This is a genomic window from Brevundimonas sp. (assembly GCF_041919755.1).
Lineage (GTDB): Bacteria > Pseudomonadota > Alphaproteobacteria > Caulobacterales > Caulobacteraceae > Brevundimonas.
Window position 1 is genome coordinate 47,302 of sequence record NZ_JAYRTD010000010.1, and the last position, 19,084, is coordinate 66,385.

Annotated in this window: 20 protein-coding genes; 7 read left to right on the plus strand and 13 right to left on the minus strand. The window is 66.2% G+C overall.

The features are described 5' to 3' along the window. The first annotated feature begins 143 nt into the window (after positions 1 to 143). On the plus strand, positions 144 to 431 hold the full coding sequence (locus ACE3TH_RS12070) for a YciI family protein (RefSeq protein WP_374599971.1): 288 nt from the start codon (positions 144 to 146) through the stop codon (positions 429 to 431). A gap of 93 nt (positions 432 to 524) precedes the next feature. Further along, the gene (locus tag ACE3TH_RS12075) at positions 525 to 1,193 is read left to right on the plus strand and encodes a chromosomal replication initiator DnaA (RefSeq protein ID WP_374599973.1); all 669 of its coding nucleotides are present in this window, start codon (positions 525 to 527) and stop codon (positions 1,191 to 1,193) included. 3 nt (positions 1,194 to 1,196) lie between these two features. Here ACE3TH_RS12075 and ACE3TH_RS12080 read toward each other — a convergent pair whose 3' ends face one another. The 9 genes from ACE3TH_RS12080 to ACE3TH_RS12120 form a co-directional block, all read right to left on the minus strand. After that, on the minus strand, positions 1,197 to 1,673 hold the full coding sequence (locus ACE3TH_RS12080; RefSeq protein WP_374599974.1) for a DUF6173 family protein: 477 nt from the start codon (positions 1,671 to 1,673) through the stop codon (positions 1,197 to 1,199). 29 nt (positions 1,674 to 1,702) lie between these two features. Then, positions 1,703 to 2,860 (minus strand): rod shape-determining protein RodA, encoded by a 1,158-nt coding sequence (gene rodA, locus ACE3TH_RS12085; RefSeq protein WP_374599976.1) that lies wholly within the window; start codon positions 2,858 to 2,860, stop codon positions 1,703 to 1,705. Beyond that, the gene (mrdA, locus tag ACE3TH_RS12090; protein ID WP_374599978.1) at positions 2,857 to 4,878 is read right to left on the minus strand and encodes a penicillin-binding protein 2; all 2,022 of its coding nucleotides are present in this window, start codon (positions 4,876 to 4,878) and stop codon (positions 2,857 to 2,859) included. The genes rodA and mrdA overlap by 4 nt, the downstream gene beginning before the upstream one ends. Beyond that, positions 4,875 to 5,393 (minus strand): hypothetical protein, encoded by a 519-nt coding sequence (locus ACE3TH_RS12095; protein ID WP_374599980.1) that lies wholly within the window; start codon positions 5,391 to 5,393, stop codon positions 4,875 to 4,877. The genes mrdA and ACE3TH_RS12095 overlap by 4 nt, the downstream gene beginning before the upstream one ends. Beyond that, entirely contained in the window at positions 5,390 to 6,364 is a 975-nt protein-coding gene (gene mreC, locus ACE3TH_RS12100) for a rod shape-determining protein MreC (RefSeq protein ID WP_374599982.1), read from the minus strand. The genes ACE3TH_RS12095 and mreC overlap by 4 nt, the downstream gene beginning before the upstream one ends. 153 nt (positions 6,365 to 6,517) lie before the next feature. Next, positions 6,518 to 7,558 (minus strand): rod shape-determining protein, encoded by a 1,041-nt coding sequence (locus tag ACE3TH_RS12105; RefSeq protein WP_292172711.1) that lies wholly within the window; start codon positions 7,556 to 7,558, stop codon positions 6,518 to 6,520. A gap of 217 nt (positions 7,559 to 7,775) precedes the next feature. Next, complete coding sequence (locus ACE3TH_RS12110) at positions 7,776 to 8,216, minus strand: hemerythrin domain-containing protein (RefSeq protein WP_374599984.1); 441 nt, start codon at positions 8,214 to 8,216, stop codon at positions 7,776 to 7,778. A 59-nt stretch (positions 8,217 to 8,275) separates the two neighbouring features. Next, positions 8,276 to 8,890 (minus strand): glutathione S-transferase family protein, encoded by a 615-nt coding sequence (locus tag ACE3TH_RS12115; protein ID WP_374599986.1) that lies wholly within the window; start codon positions 8,888 to 8,890, stop codon positions 8,276 to 8,278. Between the two features lie 74 nt (positions 8,891 to 8,964). After that, positions 8,965 to 9,681, minus strand: a complete 717-nt coding sequence (locus ACE3TH_RS12120; protein WP_374599988.1) for a TVP38/TMEM64 family protein — start codon at positions 9,679 to 9,681, stop codon at positions 8,965 to 8,967. Between the two features lie 108 nt (positions 9,682 to 9,789). On the opposite strand from ACE3TH_RS12120, the gene ACE3TH_RS12125 reads away from it, so the two are divergent. Continuing rightward, on the plus strand, positions 9,790 to 10,995 hold the full coding sequence (locus ACE3TH_RS12125; RefSeq protein ID WP_374599990.1) for a pyridoxal phosphate-dependent aminotransferase: 1,206 nt from the start codon (positions 9,790 to 9,792) through the stop codon (positions 10,993 to 10,995). Positions 10,996 to 10,998: 3 nt separating this feature from the next. Here the strand turns inward: ACE3TH_RS12125 and ACE3TH_RS12130 are convergent, their stop codons facing one another. Then, positions 10,999 to 11,559, minus strand: coding sequence for a GGDEF domain-containing protein (locus ACE3TH_RS12130; RefSeq protein ID WP_374599992.1), 561 nt, complete (start codon positions 11,557 to 11,559; stop codon positions 10,999 to 11,001). A gap of 125 nt (positions 11,560 to 11,684) precedes the next feature. Between ACE3TH_RS12130 and purE the strand changes: the two genes are divergently transcribed. Both purE and ACE3TH_RS12140 read left to right on the plus strand, forming a co-directional pair. Next, positions 11,685 to 12,176 (plus strand): 5-(carboxyamino)imidazole ribonucleotide mutase, encoded by a 492-nt coding sequence (gene purE, locus ACE3TH_RS12135; RefSeq protein WP_374599994.1) that lies wholly within the window; start codon positions 11,685 to 11,687, stop codon positions 12,174 to 12,176. 17 nt (positions 12,177 to 12,193) lie between these two features. Beyond that, positions 12,194 to 13,276 (plus strand): 5-(carboxyamino)imidazole ribonucleotide synthase, encoded by a 1,083-nt coding sequence (locus tag ACE3TH_RS12140; RefSeq protein ID WP_374600076.1) that lies wholly within the window; start codon positions 12,194 to 12,196, stop codon positions 13,274 to 13,276. 491 nt (positions 13,277 to 13,767) lie between these two features. Here ACE3TH_RS12140 and ACE3TH_RS12145 read toward each other — a convergent pair whose 3' ends face one another. Next, on the minus strand, positions 13,768 to 14,442 hold the full coding sequence (locus ACE3TH_RS12145) for a COQ9 family protein (RefSeq protein ID WP_374599996.1): 675 nt from the start codon (positions 14,440 to 14,442) through the stop codon (positions 13,768 to 13,770). A 188-nt stretch (positions 14,443 to 14,630) separates the two neighbouring features. On the opposite strand from ACE3TH_RS12145, the gene rpsU reads away from it, so the two are divergent. Further along, entirely contained in the window at positions 14,631 to 14,885 is a 255-nt protein-coding gene (rpsU, locus tag ACE3TH_RS12150) for a 30S ribosomal protein S21 (protein ID WP_292172768.1), read from the plus strand. 267 nt (positions 14,886 to 15,152) lie between these two features. On the opposite strand, the gene ACE3TH_RS12155 is transcribed toward rpsU, so the two are convergent. Together ACE3TH_RS12155 and ACE3TH_RS12160 are read right to left on the minus strand one after the other, a co-directional pair. Continuing rightward, the gene (locus tag ACE3TH_RS12155) at positions 15,153 to 16,541 is read right to left on the minus strand and encodes an ABC transporter permease (protein ID WP_374599998.1); all 1,389 of its coding nucleotides are present in this window, start codon (positions 16,539 to 16,541) and stop codon (positions 15,153 to 15,155) included. Then, positions 16,538 to 17,500, minus strand: coding sequence for an ABC transporter ATP-binding protein (locus ACE3TH_RS12160; protein WP_374600000.1), 963 nt, complete (start codon positions 17,498 to 17,500; stop codon positions 16,538 to 16,540). Before ACE3TH_RS12160 ends, ACE3TH_RS12155 begins: the two co-directional genes overlap by 4 nt. Before the next feature lie 134 nt (positions 17,501 to 17,634). Here ACE3TH_RS12160 and ACE3TH_RS12165 point away from each other — a divergent pair, with 134 nt between their 5' ends. Further along, the gene (locus tag ACE3TH_RS12165; protein ID WP_374600002.1) at positions 17,635 to 19,068 is read left to right on the plus strand and encodes a sensor histidine kinase; all 1,434 of its coding nucleotides are present in this window, start codon (positions 17,635 to 17,637) and stop codon (positions 19,066 to 19,068) included. The last annotated feature ends 16 nt before the right edge of the window (positions 19,069 to 19,084 follow it).

Below are 19,084 nucleotides of genomic sequence, written 5' to 3' on the forward strand. Positions count from 1 at the left end.
CAGAGGGCGCAAATCGGGAGGCCGGAAGGGCGCATCATCGCCCCGGAAAGTCAAGGTTCGCGGCGGATTTGGAGACCGTTGTTGCCAGCGATTGGCCTACATCGATAAGGTCCAGCCATCCCACCCAATACTGAGTGCCGTCCATGTTTGTCGTCCTGCTGACCTATGTGAAGCCAATGGAGGAGGTGGAGGCGGTGACCGCCCAGCACCGCGCCTGGCTGGACCCGCATGTGGCCAGCGGGTTGCTGATCGCGACGGGGCCGCAGGTGCCACGCACGGGCGGGGTTCTGCTGGCACGCGGCGGCGGGACGAAGGCGGAACTTGAGGCCCTGCTGAAGGACGACCCGTTCCAGATCGCGGGCATCGCCAGCTATCAGGTCATCGAGTTCGCGCCAGGCAAATACCATCCGGAGATGGCGCGCTTTCTCTGAGCACGGACGGAAAATCCACAGCTTGCGCAAAGCCTTGCACTGCTGTGTACACCGAAGGCATCAAGGTTACCGCCGAGATGCTATGGTAACGCCATGACCGCGCCGATCGATCAGATGCGCCTGCCGCTGCAAAGCGACCTGCCCGACGGGGCGGAAGGGTTCGTCATGTCCGACTGCAACCGGGCGGCGGTCGAGGCGGTGGCCGACTGGCCCAATCTGATCGGCGGCGTCATGGCCATCTGCGGCCCTGCCGGATGCGGCAAGAGCCGTCTAGGCCAGATCTGGGCCGAGCGGGTCGGGGCGGTCGCCATCCACGGCGGCGAGGCGGCGGTAATCGATCCGATGGAGCTGGAAGGACGGCCCGTCCTGCTGGACCGCGCCATAGATGCGGACGACGAGACGCTGTTTCACCTGATCAATCTGGCGCAGGCCCCCGGCGGTGCCATGCTGATGCTGTCGCGCCCGGCCCCCAGTGCCTGGGACGCCACCCTGCCCGACCTCCGCTCGCGCCTGAACGCGGTGATCAGCATACCGATGGAGGCTCCCGACGATCTGGTGCTGGCCGCCATGCTGGAGGCCCGTTTCGCGGAGCGAGGCATCCGGCCGCCAAAGGACGTCATCCCGTACCTGGTGCGTCGCATCGACCGATCCGCAGAAGCGGCGGCGACGATCGTCGAGCGGCTGGATGCCCTGCACCGGCCGGTCACGCGGGCCCTCGCGCGTGAGGCGCTGGATGATCGAGGCGGCGAGCTGTCCGACTGACCGCTATTTCGGATTGGTCTTCTGGACCAGTTCGGACAGCTGGAAGCCGATACGGCGGGCCGGGCGTTCCTCGGGCTTCTTGCGGGCGTCGAGCAGGACGTTGACCTGAGCATAGTGCTGGATTAGCCGAACCGGCTTGCCGTGCGAATTCTTGCCCAAGAACATGATGAAGTCCGGGCCCCAGAAGCCGACATCTTGGATCTGCATGGTGCCGTCACCGGGCAGGCCGACGATGCTGGCTCCGATCTCCTCGTCCTTGTCGAGGCCCTTCTCGAAGTCCTCGATCAATTTGGACAGGCGCACGAAGGCCCATTCCGCCGGGTTCTCGCGCATGCGGACGCCGTCGGTCAGGGCCGCCGTCTGTTCGGCGGTCGCACTGGGCAGCAGCGGCTCCGGACAGGGCGTGTCGCCGCAGTCGGAGAACATCGAGGCAGGAGCGACGACAGACGCGGCGGCGGGTTCGGCTTTGGCTTTGCTCATAACCTCAGCCTAACGCCTGAAAAGCGAGATCAGAACAGCCCCTGCCCTTTAGGCAGCTCGGCGTAGCGGTGCACCCGCGTCGACAGAACGAGACCGAAGCCGATCATGATCGTCGTCATCGAGGAACCGCCATAGGACAGCAGCGGCATCGGCACGCCGACGACGGGAGCCAGACCCATGATCATGGCCCCGTTGATCAGCACGAACAGGGCAAAGAACGCCACCATCCCGGACGCCGCGATGCGGCCGAAATGGCTGTAAGACAGGGACGCGATCCGCAGTGCGGTCAGGATCAGGGCGACGTAGCAGGCCAGCAGGGTGAAGGAGCCGAGGAAGCCGAACTCCTCGGCCAGGGTCGAGAAGATGAAGTCGGTGTGCCGCTCGGGCAGGAACTCCAGCTGGCTCTGGCTGCCCAGACCGTAGCCGCGTCCCAGAAGGCCACCCGAGCCGAGCGCAATCTTGGACTGGATGATGTTGTAGCCGGTGCCGGACGGGTCGGATTCGGGACTGAGGAAGGTCAGGACGCGGTTGCGCTGATAGTCGTGCATGCCGAACATGACGAAGGGCGGCACGATGGCGATGACGGCGGCGATACCCGTCGCGATGACCCGCCAGCTGAGCCCCGCCAGGAACATGACCACTGCCCCCGTAAGGCCGATGATCATGGCCGAACCCAGATCGGGCTGTTTGGCGACCAGGATGAACGGCAGGCCGATCATGCCCGCCGGGATCAGCAGCTTCCACGACCAGCGCGCGTCTTGGGCCGTATGGTCGTGGTACCAGCGGGCGAGCGCCAGAACGAGACCGATCTTCATGAACTCGGCTGGCTGGATGCGGGTAAAGCCGAGGTTCAGCCAGTTCTTGGCACCGCCCGCCGTATAGCCCAGCGGCGTAAACTCGATGGCCAGAACCAGCACCAGCAGCACCGCGTAGAGGGGATACGCCGCGCGGAACCACCATTTCAGGTGGACCATCGACAGGATCAGCATCATCACCAACAGGCCGCCGAAGCGGATCATCTGCTTCAGCGCCCAAGGCGACCAGCTGCCGCCCGCGATCGAATACTGCATGGCGCAGCCCGCCAGCGAGATTAGGGTGATCAGGCCGACCACCCGCCAGTCGATCTCGCTGATCTTGGACGAGACGCGATCGCGCTCGCCCGGACGGGTCAGGGCCGAGGCGGTCATTGCGGAGCCTGTATGCCAGGTGCGGCGGCGGTCGGCGCGGCCTCGGGCGCCGGTGTGGCGGTAACCGTGCCGGTCGCGGCTCCGGCCTCCAGAGCCTGGGCGTCCTGGGGGTTGACCTCCGCCGGTCCGGCCAGGCCGGACTGCTCCAGCCGCGCGCGGATTTCGGGGTCTTTCAACAGGGCAACGCGCATCACCTCACGCGCACGCGGCGCACCCGCCGTGCCCCCGCCCAGACCGCCGTGCTGGACGATGACGGCGACGGCATAGCGCGGCGCATCGGTCGGGGCATAGGCGATGAACAGGTTGTGATCCTTCTGTGCCCACGGACGGCCCGCGCCCTTGCGGCTGCCTGCGCCATAGTTGCGTGCCTGGGCTGTACCGGTCTTGCCCGCCATGCGGATGGGGCCGAGGCCCAGCTGGCTGTTGCGAAAGCCTGTGCCGCCGACGTCGGTCACGGCCTCCATGCCCTCGCGCAGGATCTTCAGCCATTCGGGATCGTAGCCCAGGTCGGCGAAGGCGGTGCCCGGGGCCTGTTCGACCCCGCCGATGGACTTGATCAGGCGCGGCATCACCGCCTTCTGCCCGTTGGCGATGCGCGAGGTGTAAACGGCCAGTTGCAGGGCGTTGACGGTCAGGGCCCCCTGCCCGATCGCATAGCTGGGCGTCTCGCCGGGATACCATTTGCCGTCGCCGCGCACGGGGTTTTCACGCCGCCATCGGGTGTCGGGGACCAAGCCCTTCTTCTGGCCATCGATGCCGATGTCGAAGGTCTGGCCGAAGCCCATGTCACGGGCTGTCTGGGCCACCGCGTCCGGCCCCATCTCGACCGCCAGTGTCATGAAATAGACGTTGCAGGAGTTCTTGATCGCGGAGCGCATGTCCTGGGCACCGTGCCGCCCCAGGCAGGCGAACCGCCGACCCAGATAATACCCCCCGGTGCAGACGATTCGGCGGTCCGGGCTGACGCCGCGTTTCAGCGCCGCCAGACCGACGACCGGCTTGAAGGTTGAGCCGGGCGCGAAGGTGCCGGTCATGGCCTTGTCGGTCAGGGGGCGGCGCTCGTAGTCGGCAAGCGCCCGGTACATCCGTGAGGGCACACCCTCGACGAACAGGTTGGGGTCAAACGAGGGCGAGGACACCATGGCCAGGATGTCGCCAGTGCGCACATCCATGACGACACAGCCGCCCGCCTCCTCGCCGAACACCTCAAGGGCGCGGTTCTGGATGTCATTGTCCAGCGTCAGGACCACGTCCTTGCCAGGGATAGGCGCGCGGGAGCCGCCGACATCCTGGGCCACCACCCGGCCGCGCACATCGACCTCGACCCGGTTGCCGCCCTCGGTGCCCCGCATCTCAAGGTCCAGCGCCTTCTCCAGCCCCGAGCGACCGATGCGGAAGCCCGGATTATAGAGCAGCTCCGGCACGGTCTCGCCGCGATCCTTGATCGCCTTGACGTCGCGATCGTTAGGCTTGGCGACATAGCCGATGACATGCGCATAGGCCCCGCCGAAGGGGTAGTAGCGGGCATCGTGCATGTCGGCCATGACGCCCGGAAGCTCATTGGCATACAGGTTGACGCGTGCGAACTCGTCCCAACTGAGGTCGGTCTTGACCGGCACGGGCGAAAAGCGCGGGGCCGCATTGACGTCGCGGATGATGGTGCGACGCCGGTCGACAGTGTCGGGCAGCAGGCGACCCAGAAGGTCCAGCGTCTGGTCCAGATCCTTGGTCTCGTCGCGCACGACCAGGACGCGGAAACTGGGCCGGTTGCCGGCGATGACCACGCCGTTGCGGTCCAGCACCCGCCCGCGCGGCGGCGGCACGATGCGGAAGTTGAACTGGTTGTTGGACGCCAGGGTCGCGTATTCCTGGGCCTGGACGACCTGAAGCTGGCCCAGCCGGCCCACCAGGGCGATGCCGCCCAGCGCCGTCAGGCCGCCGAACACCAGGGTCCGGCGCAGGAAGGCCCCCTGACGCTGGTTCGGATCGGAAAAGATCAGCGAGGGTTCCGAGCTCATCGAAATCTCACATCGCCGTCCTCGAACCGCTCGATCATGCGATTGGCGAAGGGGAACAGAAGAAGGGTCGGGATCAGGCTGCCCGCCACCGCGAACAGGCTGGGGAAGGTGCCGGTGACCAGGGTCATGATCAGCCAACACAGGCCGTAGGCCATCAGGCAGCAGGCCGCATAGGTGACGAACAGCACCGCCGTCTCCTGCCCCACCAGAAAGCTGCGAGAGAACAGGACGACGCCATAGATGGCCAGCAGAGCCAGCGGCCACAGGCCCAGCGGATTGCCCCAGAAGCCGTCCAGCAACAGACCGATCAGAAGCAGCATCACCGGGGCCACGATGGAGGGCCGGATCATGGCCCAGGCGAAGGCCAGCACCATGGGAATGACCGGCTCTGGCAGGTGCAGGCCGAACAGGCTGATTGGTGTCGCCAGGAGCAGGGTCACCGCCAGGGTGATGGCGGCCGGAATGAAGATCCACTGCACCGGCCCCACGACGCGGACCGCGACGGGCCGTCTCATCCGGGGCCTCCGGTAGCGGGGGCCGGCGTCTCGGGTGCAGGCGTCGAGGGCACTGGGGCGGCAGGAGCAGTTGCGGGGCGCGGCACGGGCGTCAGGCCCGCCAGCGGCGGTGCGTCGAGCTCATGCGGGCCGACCAGCTGGCCGAAGTCCTGGAACAGCATGACGCGCACATAGTCGATCGGGCCGCGATCGCTGAACAACTTGACCCGCCAGCTGCCGTCCAGACCCTTGGCGACGACCCCGACGGGCACGCCGCGCGGCAAGGCCCCGCCGTCGCCGGACGACAGGATGCGGTCGCCGACCCGCACAGAGCCGACGCCACGCACGAACTCCAGCCGGGGGTTGCCCGAACCGTCGCCGGTCAGCAGGGCGCGGGCGTCTGTCCGCTGGATCATCACCGGGGTCCGGCTGGCCACATCGGTCAGCAACAGCAGGCGGCTGATGTTGCCGGAAGTACCGACAACGCGACCCAGCAGGCCCTGTTCGTTGACGACAGGATGGCCGATCCTGACGCCCTTGGCCGACCCGACATCAATCAGCCGCGCGTTGGAGAAGGGTCCACGCGCATCAGAGATCGCGCGACCGGTGACCATGGGCACGGGCGGGTCAGGCCGAATGGACAGCAGGGTCTCGTAGCGCGCGTTCTCGATACGCAGAGCTGTATTCTCATCGCGCAGGCGCAGCAGTTCGACGTGCTCGGCCTTCAGGCGGCGGTTTTCGGAGACGGCAAAGAAATAGCCACTGATCCCGTCACCCAGGCTGCCGAACCAGCGGACGGGCGCGGCCAGGACGCTACCGACCGGCCCGGCTGTGCTCTCGACACCCGAGCGGACAGGGCGATAGGTCGTCTCGCCATGCGCATCGCTGATCAGCAGCAGGCTGGCCCCGATGGCGCAGACGACCAGAGCCACCGCAGCCGTCCAGACCACGGGAACCTTGATATTCTCGAACGGTCCGTCGCGAAACGCCACGGCGCGCCTTCCTGATCTTTGAGTGAACTCGAACAGAACGAGTCGAGCGGATCATACCGCCATTATCGACAGGCTATGGCAAAATCCGGCCCCGTTGGAAACGGGCGTGTCGTTCGGTGACGCGGATTTTACAGGTCGGATTAATTCGACCGATCAGAGCGCCGAATCGAGGATGCCCTTCATCCAGCGCGGATGCTCCAGAACGCGTCCGCAGCCGATGGCCACGCAGGACAGTGGATCGTCGGCGACCGAGACCGGCAGCCCCGTGTGATCGCGGATCTCGATGTCCAGCCCACGCAGCAGAGCCCCGCCGCCAGTCAGCATGATGCCCTTGTCCGCGATGTCGGCGGCCAGTTCGGGCGGGGTGGCTTCCAGGGCGACTTTCACAGCCTCGACGATCTGCGTGACGGGCTCGGCCAGGGCCTCGGCAGCCTGACGCTCAGAGACGCGGACCTCGCGCGGCACACCCTGCATCAGGTCGCGGCCCTTCACGTCGATCGACAGACCTTCGCCGTCGGCGGGGATACGGGCGGTGCCGATATCCTTCTTAATGCGCTCGGCGGTCGTTTCGCCGATCAGCAGATTGTGGTTGCGGCGCATATAGCTGATCAGGGCGTCGTCCATCATGTCGCCTCCGACGCGGACCGAACGCGAATAGACGATGCCCGACAGCGACAGAACGGCGACCTCGGTCGTACCGCCGCCGATATCGACGACCATCGAACCCGTCGGCTCGTGGATGGGCAGGCCCGCACCGATCGCGGCGGCCATCGGCTCGTCGATCAAGCCAACGCGGCGCGCGCCGGCGTTCAGGCAGCTGTCGTTGATGGCGCGGCGTTCGACGGCCGTGGCTCCCGAGGGCACGCAGACGATGATCTTGGGGTTCACAAAGCCCTTGCGGTTATGAACCTTGCGGATGAAGTGCTTGATCATCTCCTCGGCGACTTCGAAGTCGGCGATGACCCCGTCGCGCATGGGACGGATGGCCTCCATGTGACCCGGCGTGCGGCCCAGCATCTGTTTGGCTTCCAGACCCACAGCGTGGACGATCTTGCGTCCACCGACATTTCTCAGCGCGACCACAGACGGCTCGTTCAGAACGATGCCCTTGCCCTTCATGTAAATCAGGGTGTTGGCGGTGCCGAGGTCGATGGCGATGTCGTTGGAGATCGAGCCGAAGAGGGTGTTGAACATGGGCTTGGGATACCGTCTGGTTCGGGCCTGAGAAGGGCGTTGGTCGTCGTGATCCGCTTCGGCGACGCCCCGGCACCGCGTATCCCCATACGCAACACCACCTGATCATTATCGCCTGACTGACCGTGGGCCGGTTTGCCCTTGTGCGACGGCGATTACAACCCCCTAGCCGCCAAGGCGTGGCGTCCGGCCCAGCGATCACCGTGAGGTGATGGTATCAGGCTCGCCCAGCGATGGGGGCGGCCAGGCCTGCAGCATCAGCGGCCGGATACAGCATCTCGTTTTCCATGGAGATGCGAGTTGCCAGCGCCTCGACCAGCGCAGAGGTGGCCGCGCCAAACGTCGAAGCATCGGACAGAATCCGGTCTACAGTCCACTGGTTGCGGTAAGCCACCCAGGCGCCGTGGAGCAGGCCCATGTCGGCGAACGCCTCACGGGCCATGTTGCGCAGCGACCAGTCGTCCGATGCCATCATCATAGGATACAGGTCGTTGTCCTCCTTGCTCAGATGATCGACCAGCAAGGCATTCATGCCATTGATGAGCTCCCTGACGCTGACGGCATCGGCCCGTGTCTGCAGCGTCGCCGCGAGACCGGCGAGACGACTGGCCGACCGCAACAAGACGGCGTGTTCCTGACGAAAGACCCCTGTGTCCATGGCCGCAACCTCCACATGAACCAGAGGTTGCGCGCCAATGGTTGCAAGACCCCTAAGGATCATATCACGTCGAGACCTTCTGCTTTCAAAACAGCCTGCACCGCAGGCCGCGCCTGAATGCGATCCAGATGGGCATTCAGGCGAGGGAAACGCGCCGGATCCAGCAAGCCAGCCTGACGCGCCCAGCGCTCAAACACCACCAGATAGCCGTCCGCCAGGCTGAAGCTGTCGCCCAGGACATAGTCGCCCTTCAGATAGTGGTCCTCGACCAACTGATATTTGGACAGCGCCATCTCGACGGCCTGATCCTTCGCTTGGCCCTCCAGTGGCGGGCGGCTGAACAGTACCTTGCCGATGGTCGGGTGCAGCGATGAAGCCAGAAAGCCATTGAAGGCGTTGAAGGCGGCCAGAGCATAGGGCTCGGTCGGCGCGAGGTCGCGGTCCGGATGGGTCTGGGCAACCAAGGCCAGAATGGCCGCATTCTGGGTGATCACGCCATGATCGGTTTCCAGCGCCGGGGTCACGCCCGCCGGATTGACCGCCAGATATTCCGGCGTCTTTTGCTGGCCGGTCTTCAGGTCGATGACCTGTGTTTGATAGTCGGCCCCCGCCTCTTCCAGAGCGATATGCGAAGCGGTGGCACAGGCACCGGGCGAGATATAGAGCTTGAGCATGGCGACCTCCTGAGGTGTGTCGATAGACAACGCAGATAGAGGCACGCCCTATCCGTAACAATAGCGGTGCCTGATTATTCTTGCGCCCTCGCCCGTTCCCGCCGGCGGACCAGCTCACGGACACCCAGCATCAAACCCAGCCAGACCACCGCCACGCCGGCTAGGATCAGGGACGTCCAGATGCCGTCCCCGCTGACGGCCGAGACCACCGCCCCGCCGAAGAAGGCGACCAGCACCGTCTTGGGCAGAACGCCGAGGGCGCAGCCGGTAAGAAAACTCCAGAAGTTCGCCCGCGTCGCCCCGAACGCCATGTTGACGACGATAAACGGCGCCGAGGGCACATTGCGGATCATGAAGCTGGCATAGAAGGCATTGTCGCCGACGAACCTTTTGAGGCGGTCGGTCGTGCGCCCCCCGAATCGCTCCAGCGCCCGCGCCGTCGGCCCGCGGCCCAACCAGTAGGTCGCGCCCGCCGAAACGACGGTGGCGATCCAGCTGTAGAGGAACCCGAACCACGGCCCGAAGGCGACCACGCAGGCGGCGATCAGCAGAAACTGCGGCACCCCCAGGAAGGCCGACAGAGTAAAGACCGCAATGGCGACGAACACACCCCAGGGCCCGGTGCGGAACCCGCTCATCCACGCCTCGAGCTGGTGCTCCGCCCCCAAGTCCAGCTGATGCTTGCCGAACAAGAACAGGCCGGTAACGGCCGCCAGCAGCACTGCGGTGGCCAGCAGGGCCCGCCAGCGCGCAGCTTCCATATTCAGAATGAAGTCGATCAGGCGGCGCATGCAGATCCAAGTCGTATCAAGCCTGGTGGCTTCACCATTTGCACCGGCCCGACCCTGCCCGTAAACAGGCGATGCCCTCCCCGGCTCCCGACATCTCCGAGATTCGCCATGTCCAGCCTGCAGTCGTCCGCCCTTGCCCGCGTCAAGCCGTCCGCCACCCTGGCGGTGACCGCCCAGGCACGCGCGCTGAAGGCGGAAGGACGCGACGTGATCGGCCTAGGGGCCGGAGAGCCGGACTTCGACACCCCGGAAAACATCAAGGCCGCCGCCATCGCCGCCATCCAGCGTGGCGAGACCAAATACACTGACGTCGACGGCATGCCGGAGATGAAGGCCGCCGTAGTGGCCAAGTTCGCGCGCGAGAACGGCCTGAGCTACACGCCCGCCCAGATCCATGTGGCACCGGGCGGCAAGGCGGTGCTGTACAACGCCCTGGTGGCCACCCTGTCGCCGGGCGATGAAGTGATCGTGCCTGCGCCCTACTGGGTCAGCTATCCCGACATGGTGCTGCTGGCCGGGGGTGAGCCGGTGACCGTGGTGGGTCATGAGGCCGACGGCTTCAAACTGAGGCCCGAGGCGCTGGAAGCGGCGATCACGCCGCGCACCAAGTGGCTGATCCTGAACAGTCCGTCCAACCCGACGGGCGCGGCCTACACGCGGGCCGAACTGGAGGCCCTGGCCGAGGTGCTGCGTCGTCACCCGCAGGTCTGGGTCATGACCGACGACATGTACGAACATCTGATCTATGGCGACTTCGACTACACCACGATCGCCCAGGTCGCGCCGGAGCTGTACGACCGGACCCTGACCATCAACGGCGTGTCCAAGGCCTATGCCATGACGGGCTGGCGCATCGGCTACGCGGGCGGGCCCAAGCCGCTGATCGACCTGATGCGCAAGGTGGCGGGGCAAACGACATCCAACCCCTCTTCCATCAGCCAGTGGGCGGCGGTCGAGGCGCTGAACGGGCCCCAGGACTTCATCACCGAGCGGGGCAAGGCTTTTCAGGGGCGGCGCGATCTGGTGGTGTCGATGCTGAACCAGGCGACGGGCATCCGCTGTCCCAATCCTGAAGGGGCCTTCTATGTCTATCCGTCGATCGAGGGGCTGATCGGCAAGACGACCGAGGCAGGCGTGGTCATCGACGGGGACGAGACCTTCACGACCGAACTGCTGAACGCCGAGGGCGTGGCGGTGGTGCAAGGCACGGCGTTCGGCCTGAGCCCCTATTTCCGTATCAGCTATGCGACGTCGGAGAGCGTGCTGGAGGAGGCCTGCGGGCGGATCCAGCGGTTCTGCGCCAGCCTGAAATAGGCACTAGCGCCCGCGTTTCCTGACCCACATGGCGGCGTCGGCCTCGGCCAGCCAGACCTCGGCGTCCTCATGATCGACCCAGGCGCGAACGCCGAAGGACCCGCCCATTGAGGCATGGGTACCGTTCCAGTCGAAGCCCTCGGCCAAGGCGGCGTTGAGTTTGGCGGCCTTGTCGCGGCCTTCGTCCAGACCGGCGTTCAGCATCAGCAGGGCGAACTCGTCGCCGCCCATCCGTCCGACGGCATCGGCGGCACGGCTATTGGCCAGCAGCAGGTTGGCGACATGAATGAGGGCGGCATCGCCGGCGGCATGGCCCAGGCTGTCGTTGACCCCCTTGAACCCGTCCAGATCCAGATACAGCAGCACCGCCGTCGCCTCATAGCGCTTGCAATAGGCCATGGTGCGCTCCAGCACGGCCACGAAGCCTCGCCGGTTCAGGGCGGGGGTCAGGACGTCGTGATCGGCGGCGGCTTCGGCCGCCTCGGCGCGCAGGCGCAGGGCCTCGACCTCGGCGCGCAGGCGCTCGATCTCGGCGTGGGGGTCGATGACGGCCGCGTCGGTCAAGGGTGAATTCCAGCTCCCCGGTCCGCGCGACTCACCCCGCCCGGCCCGCATGCAGCCTAACGCCGTCGGTTGCGGGCGCAACGTGTGTGCTGTATCGCGCCGCTTTCCGCGAAAGGTCCGACGGCATGGCGAACCAGATAGCTCCTGTGGCGATCATCATGGGCAGCCGCTCGGACTGGCCGACCATGAAACATGCCGCCGACATGCTGGACCGTCTGGGCGTCGCCTGGCAGGCCCGCGTCGTCAGCGCCCATCGCACGCCGCAGCGGCTCTATGATTTCGCGACGGGAGCGAAGGCAGCGGGCCACAAGGTCATCATCGCGGGCGCAGGCGGGGCAGCCCATCTGCCGGGCATGGCGGCGTCGATGACCGACCTGCCGGTGCTGGGCGTGCCGGTCGAATCCAAGGCGCTGAAGGGCATGGATAGCCTGTTGTCGATCGTCCAGATGCCCGGCGGCGTGCCGGTTGCCACCCTGGCCATCGGCGAGGCGGGGGCCAAGAATGCCGGCATTCTGGCGGCGCAGATCCTGGCGCTCTCGGACGAGGCCCTGGCCGGACGGCTGACGGCCTTCCGCGCGGCCCAGACCGAGAGCGTTCACGAGACGGTCGAGGACTGAGCTTGAGCGCCACGCCTGTGTCATCGAAACCCCTCCCGCCCGGATCGACCCTGGGCATCCTGGGCGGCGGCCAGCTGGGCCGGATGCTCAGCCAGGCGGCGTCGCGGCTGGGCTTCAACGTCGTCATTCTGGATCCGGAGGAGAATAGCCCGGCGGGCCGGGTGTCCCAGGGCCAGATCGTCGCCGCCTATGACGATCCCACGGCCCTGAGGGTGCTGGGCCAGACCAGTCAGGCCGTGACCTTCGAGTTCGAGAACGTCCCCGCCGCCTCGGTCGCGCAACTGGCTCAGGGCGGAGCCCTGGTCGCGCCCGGCCCGCGCGCCCTCGCCGTGGCCCAGGACCGGGTCGAGGAAAAGACCTTCCTGAACAGCGTTGGGGCGACCACCGTCGACTTCGCCGTGGTCGACAGCGTTGAGGACCTGATCGCCGGACTGGAGCGGCTTGGGACCCCTGCCCTGCTGAAGACGCGGCGCGAAGGTTATGACGGCAAGGGCCAGATCTGGGTCACCTCCGCCGCCATGGCCGCCGATGCCTGGCATTCGGTCGGCGAGCGACCATCGGTGCTGGAGGCGAAGGCGGCCTTCGTGCGCGAGCTGTCGGTCATCGCCGCGCGGGGCCGCGACGGTCAGATCGCCGTCTATCCTCTAGGCGAAAACATTCATTCAGGCGGGGTGCTGAAAACGACCCTGGCCCCGGCTGTGGTCGATGCGGCGACGCAAGGGCGGGCCGAAGCCATTGCGCGGGCGGTGCTGGAGGGGCTGGATTACGTCGGCGTGCTGGGCGTCGAGCTGTTCGATCTGGGCAACGGCGACCTGCGGGTCAACGAGATCGCGCCGCGTGTGCACAACACCGGCCACTGGACCCAGGACGGCTGTGTCTGCGACCAGTTCGAACAGCATATCCGCGCCATCGCCGGCTGGCCCCTGGGTCCGACGAAGGCCCATGCGCAGGTTGAGATGACCAATCTGCTGGGCGACGAGGTGGAGCAATGGCGGGCACTGGCCGGCGAGCCCGACGCCCGCCTACACCTCTACGGCAAGGCTGAGGCCCGGCCGGGCCGCAAGATGGCGCATGTGAACCGTGTGAAGGGGCTGGGCTGATCAGTTCCACGGACTCGTCGGATGACTTGTCCGGGTATCTTCGATGAAGCTTGCCACAGTTTTGGCTCCTCCCTCAAAATGTGCGCCATTGATGCTCAGCGGTTTGTCTCGACCGTACAAGAATACCCGCACGGCTTGATTAAAGCCTGACTTCGGACCGACTTCGACATGCGCAACGTCGCGGACGTGAAATCGCATCACCAACGGATCGAGGTACCAGATTTCACCTCGGTCCTCGGAGAGACAGACCCTCTTGCGACTGAACATGCAACGGAGCCAGGCCATCAACGCCCTACAGTAGCGTACGCCTGACCAAGAGGCTGCGACTGCAAGCAGTCCGAGAAGAACGAGCGTGGGCGAAGACGGGTTCGGCGTCACAATGCCCCGAGCAACGAGCAGCCACACACTGACCAAGATCGAAAAAACGACAATTCCAGGCAGAAGCCAGACAAGTGACGACCACCTCATTTTCAGAGCCCGACCCATTTGCCTTAGCCCTTAGCCCCATATCGCAACCGGCTGAGCACCTCGGTCACCTTCCGCAGCGGGGCGTCGAAGTCCTTGCCGGCCTTCCATTTTTCGAAAGCCATGACGTTGTCGATGCGGCGCGAGACGAAGGCGTCTGCGGCCTCGCGGCCGTCGAACCAGCGCATTGTCATGGCGGGGATCAGGATGCCGGACAGGATGGTCCGCTTGGAATAGTGGTTCCAGTCGGTGGCCGTGTCCCCGGCCCAGTGCCAGAGATGATCGGCGCTCTCCCACGCCAGTTTCAGCCCCAGGTCGGCATTCGTCGGCAGGGCCAGAAAGGCGGCGCAGCGGCGGGTGGCCTCAAGGTCCTGCGCGCCCGCCTCCAGCCGGGCGGAGACGGCGCGGGCGATTCGCTCGCGGATCTTCAGCGAGGCGACATCGAGTTCCGCCAGGGTCGCGAGCGCCCGGTCGTCGTGGCGGCGCGACAGCAGGGCCGCCAGATCACGCGCGCCATTGGGCAGCAGCAGTTCCTCGTCACCCAGCGACAGGCCATTGTCCTCACAGGCCGAACGGACCATGCGGCTGTTCCAGCCCATGACGGGCGCCCGCAGAATGGCGGCATCCAGTACGGCCTGCTCCATGCGGTCGCCCCAGTCCTGTTCCGGAGCCTCGTTCGAGAGGTGTGGCGCTTCGGTCATTCGGGCACCATAAGCCCGTAATCGGTGGGTTTCGAGCCTTCAGATATAGGCGCGACGATCTGGACAGGGCCGGTCGGCTCGTGTATCAGCCCGCCTTCACTCGCGAGCCCTCAGGTTCGGAGCGCGATTTTTATTTGTCTGCCCGTCTCCCTCACAGGACGCGGCGGGCGGCCAAAGGAGAGTTTCACCTGGTTCAGATTTTCGTCCGCGACAACAACGTCGATCAAGCGCTGAAGGCCCTCAAGAAGAAGATGCAGCGCGAAGGCAGCTTCCGTGAAATGAAGCGCCACGTGCATTTCGAGAAGCCCTCGGAAAAGCGCGCCCGCCAGAAGGCCGAAGCCGTTCGTCGCGCCCGCAAGCTGGCCCGCAAGCGCATGCAACGCGAAGGCCTGCTGCCCGCGCCCAAGCCCCGCGTGCCCGGCCAGGGTGCTCCGCGCGGTTAAGCTCTAATCGCGTAGAAAGATCTGAAAGGCCGCCTCGGGAAACCGAGGCGGCCTTTTTCTTTGTTCCTTCTCCCGATGGGAGAAGGTGGCGGGGCGAAGCCCCGTCGGACGAGGGTCGGCTGTATCCGTCAGCGCAAGCCGCTGCGCGGGTCCGTGATGCGGCTTACGCCGAAAGCCGACAATCGATCCTCACCCTTTCGCGCAAGGACGACGGCTGCGCCGCCGTGCGCTCAAGCCCTCTCCCATCGGGAGAGGGCAGCCTTTCCCCTACCGCCCCCCACCCCGGATCGCGCCGGCGAAACTCTTGAAGCTGAGTTTCACGTCGGACAGGGCACCGGCCCGGAAGGCACGACCGGCGACCCAGATCATCAGGGCGGCGAAGGCGAACATGCCGATCATGGTGCCGATGATCTCCAGCAGGGGCGGCTCGGACGGGGCCCGCGCGCTCATCAGGAAGGGCGTGAAGAACGGCACCCAAGACGCGATCTGCACGATGGGATTTTCGGGCGTGCGGATCGCCAGCTGCATGATCAGGATCGGCACGACCAGCACCATCATGATCGGCCCCATCAGCGTCTGGGCGTCGCGCGGCGTCTCGCAGAAGGCCCCGATGGCGGCGAACAGCACCGCATACATCAGGTAGCCGCCGACCATGTAGATCAGGAAGTAGAAGACCAGCCCTCCATCCATGAGGGCCGACCCCACGTCGGCCGCCAGCTGCGGATTGGCCACGACGAGACCCGTGCCGCCCAGAATGCCCCAGAAGGCCAGGACGGTCAGCGTCAGAAGCGCGACGCCCAGCACCTTGCCGGCCATGATTTCGGTCGCCGATGCGGACGACAGAAGCACCTCCAGGATCTTGTTCGACTTCTCCTCCATCACGCTGTTCAGCAGGATGGAGGCCCCCGTGATCACCAGCGACCACAGCAGGAACCCGGCAGCCAAGCCGATCAGAACGGGGATCCGGTCGCGCATCGAGACCTCACCACCGCTGGCGGATTTCGGCGAAAAGCTGGTGACCGTCGGCTGGAAATCGTCCGTCGCGGTAACGACCGAGGGGTCGATCCCGGCGGCGGCGAAGGCCTCGCGGCGATTGACGGATTTCAGTGCGTCCCCGATGGCTTCGGCTACGGTGTCGTTGGTGGCCGAAGCGCTCCAGACACGGGCCGTCGGCTTTCCGTCGTCGCGGGTCAGAAAAACAATCGCGTCCAGATGCGGAGACTTGTCCGACTCATCATCCAGATACTGACGCACTAGAGCCTCCTGGGCCGCGCCGGGGACGGCCCCGGCCAGATCTGCGGGAGTAGCGACCAGATCCAGGCTACTTCGGCTGACCGAGGCGACCGCATTCTCTGCGGCTCCGGGGGGCAAGGGCTGGCCCTTCGTGGCCTCGGCAATGGCGGCCTGGGCGCGGGCGGCGCTGCGTTCGGCGTCGCCGGCCAGCGCGTCACGCACGGCGGCGGCCAGTCCGGTCGCCTCGCGTCCGTCCTCGACAAGGGCAACGGATTGGGCGGGCGATTCCGACGCCGCGGTCAGATAGCCGACACCGCCGCCGATGACGCCAAACAGCGGCAGGGCCAGCAGGGACAGCCAGAAGCCGACGGTCTTGGCATAGGCGGCATATTCACGCCGCGCGATCAGAATGATGCGGTTCATCGGGCGGCCTCCACACCGGCGACTTTGACGGACTGGTCCTGATCCGGATGATCCCCGGTCAGGCCGATGAAGGCGTCATGCAGGCTGGGTTCCTTGAGCTCGAAGCGGCGGACGTCCAGCCCGCCCAGGAAGGCCGCCTTCAGCGCCTCCTGCCCCTGTGCATTGCTCCCCAGCGAGGCCTTCAGCACCCGCACCCCATCGGCCTCGGACACGACTTCGACACCGCTGACACCCGGCAGGGTCGCAGCCTGCGCCGCCTCGATTGCCCCTTCCAGTTCAAGGAAACGCGGTGAGGTCGCGCGGGCCTCGGCCACCGTGCCCTCGAAGGCCTTCTGACCGCGCGCCAGCAGCACGACCTTGTCGCACAGCCGCTCGGCATGCTGCATCACGTGGGTGGAGAACAGGACCGTCGCTCCATCCTCGGCCAGACCCCGGATGACCTGTTCCAACCCCTGTTGGTTGACCGGGTCCAGACCGCTGAACGGCTCGTCTAGGATCACGAACTCCGGGCGATGCACGACCGAGGCGATCAGCTGCACCTTCTGCGCCATCCCCTTGGACAGCTCCTTCATCTTCTTTCTGCTCGACGCGCCCAGACCCTGGGCCTCCAGCATCGTCTTCGCCCGCTTGCGGCCCTCGGCCAGGGGCACACCCTTCAGCGAGCCGAAGAAGGCGATGGCGTCGATGGGCGTCATCTTCTTGTAGAGGCCGCGCTCCTCCGGCAGGAAGCCGATCCGGTCGCGCACCTTGCGGCCGTCGTCGGCCCCCAGGATTTCGATGCGGCCCGCGCTGGACGACTGAAGCCCCAGGATCATGCGAATGGTCGAGGTCTTGCCCGCGCCGTTGGGCCCCAGAAAGCCGCAGATCGTGCCCTTGCCGACATGAAAGCTCAGGTCGCGCACCGCCTGGAAATCGCCGTAGCGCTTGCTCACGCCCTCCAGCGTCAATGCTGCCGTCATCATCCAACCCCATTCCTTGCGTCAGGACGATCATAGGGGGTGTAAAGGACAGTTTACAAGTCGATCCACTCTGTCCTGTCATGAATTCCATGTCATGTTCGGTGCATAAGACCGATCGATTGCCGGACGCCTGAATGCCCTACGACGCCGCCCCCTCTCCCGTTGTGCCGCAGACCGGATCGCGCCTATGGACCGTGGGAGCCAGCGCGGGGATTTCCGTCGCCGTCCTGCTGGGGCTGGCGGTCATGCAGCCGCAACTGACCGTCTGGTTGCTGGGCGCGGTTGCGGTGATCGCGCTGGCGACCTGGACCATCCATCGCCGCCCGCCAGTATCATCCGACAACCCTTCGCCGGCGCAACAGGTCGTCGAATCGCTCGACCTGGCCGACCCGACCCTGCTGGATGGGGTGTTCGAGGGACTGGGTGATCCGGTCATGGTGATCGCGGGCGGCGAAGCGGACGACATCGCCGGACGACGCATCGTGCTGGCCAATGCGGCGGCGCGCGAGTTGCTGCGCATTCCGCGCGAGGGGGCGCTGCTGGTCTCGGCCCTGCGCGACCCCGGCGTGCTGGAGGCCGTGGACGAGGCCCTGTTTGGCGGCGTGGCACGCACCACCGACTATGGCGGATCGGGCGCCCAGACCCGGCACTGGCGAGCCATGACCCGGCCCCTGCCCGCCGCCGAGGGCGCCTCGCTGGCCCTGCTGGTCCTTCGCGATGAAACGGACGTGCGTCGCATGGAGTTGATGCGCGTCGACTTCCTGGCCAATGCCAGCCACGAGCTGAAGACCCCCCTCGCCTCCCTGAGCGGCTTCATCGAGACTCTGAAGGGTCACGCCCGCGACGATCCCAAGGCGCGGGACAAGTTCTTGGATATCATGGCCACCCAGGCCGAGCGGATGAGCCGACTGGTCGCCGATCTGCTGTCGTTGAGCCGGATCGAGCTGAACGAGCACATCCCGCCTTCGGGGCGGGTCGATCTGGCCCGCGCGGCAGGTGACGTGGTCGATGCGGTCAGCATCTTGTCGGCCGAGCGGAAGGTGAAGATCCAGCTGGAGGCCGACGACATATCCGCCCCGGTCAGTGGCGACCGGGATGAAATCCTGCAGGTCGTCCAGAACCTGGTCGACAATGCCATCAAATATTCGGCCGAGGGCGACACGGTCCAGATCGTCATTCGCCCCGACATGACCCTGGATCAGGCGTCCGCGCCCTGGTCGGGCGGCAATCGCGGGGCGGGAGCGACACGCCTTCCCCTGGTGACGCCCGACCGGGAGACGGGCGTCCGCTATGCTGCCGTAACGGTGCAGGATCACGGGCCGGGCATGGCCCGCGAGCACCTGCCCCGGCTGACGGAGCGCTTCTATCGCGTTGAGGGTCAGAAGAGCGGCGAGCGGGCGGGCACAGGCCTGGGCCTGGCCATCGTCAAACACATCGTCAACCGCCACCGGGGCGGGCTGACGGTCGAGAGCGAACCGGGTCAGGGCGCGACCTTTACGGCCTATTTCCCGGTGGCGGACAAGCGCGTCGCTTCACCGCCGGACACCGCGCGCGACGCGGCCATCTGACACCGTCCACCGCCTT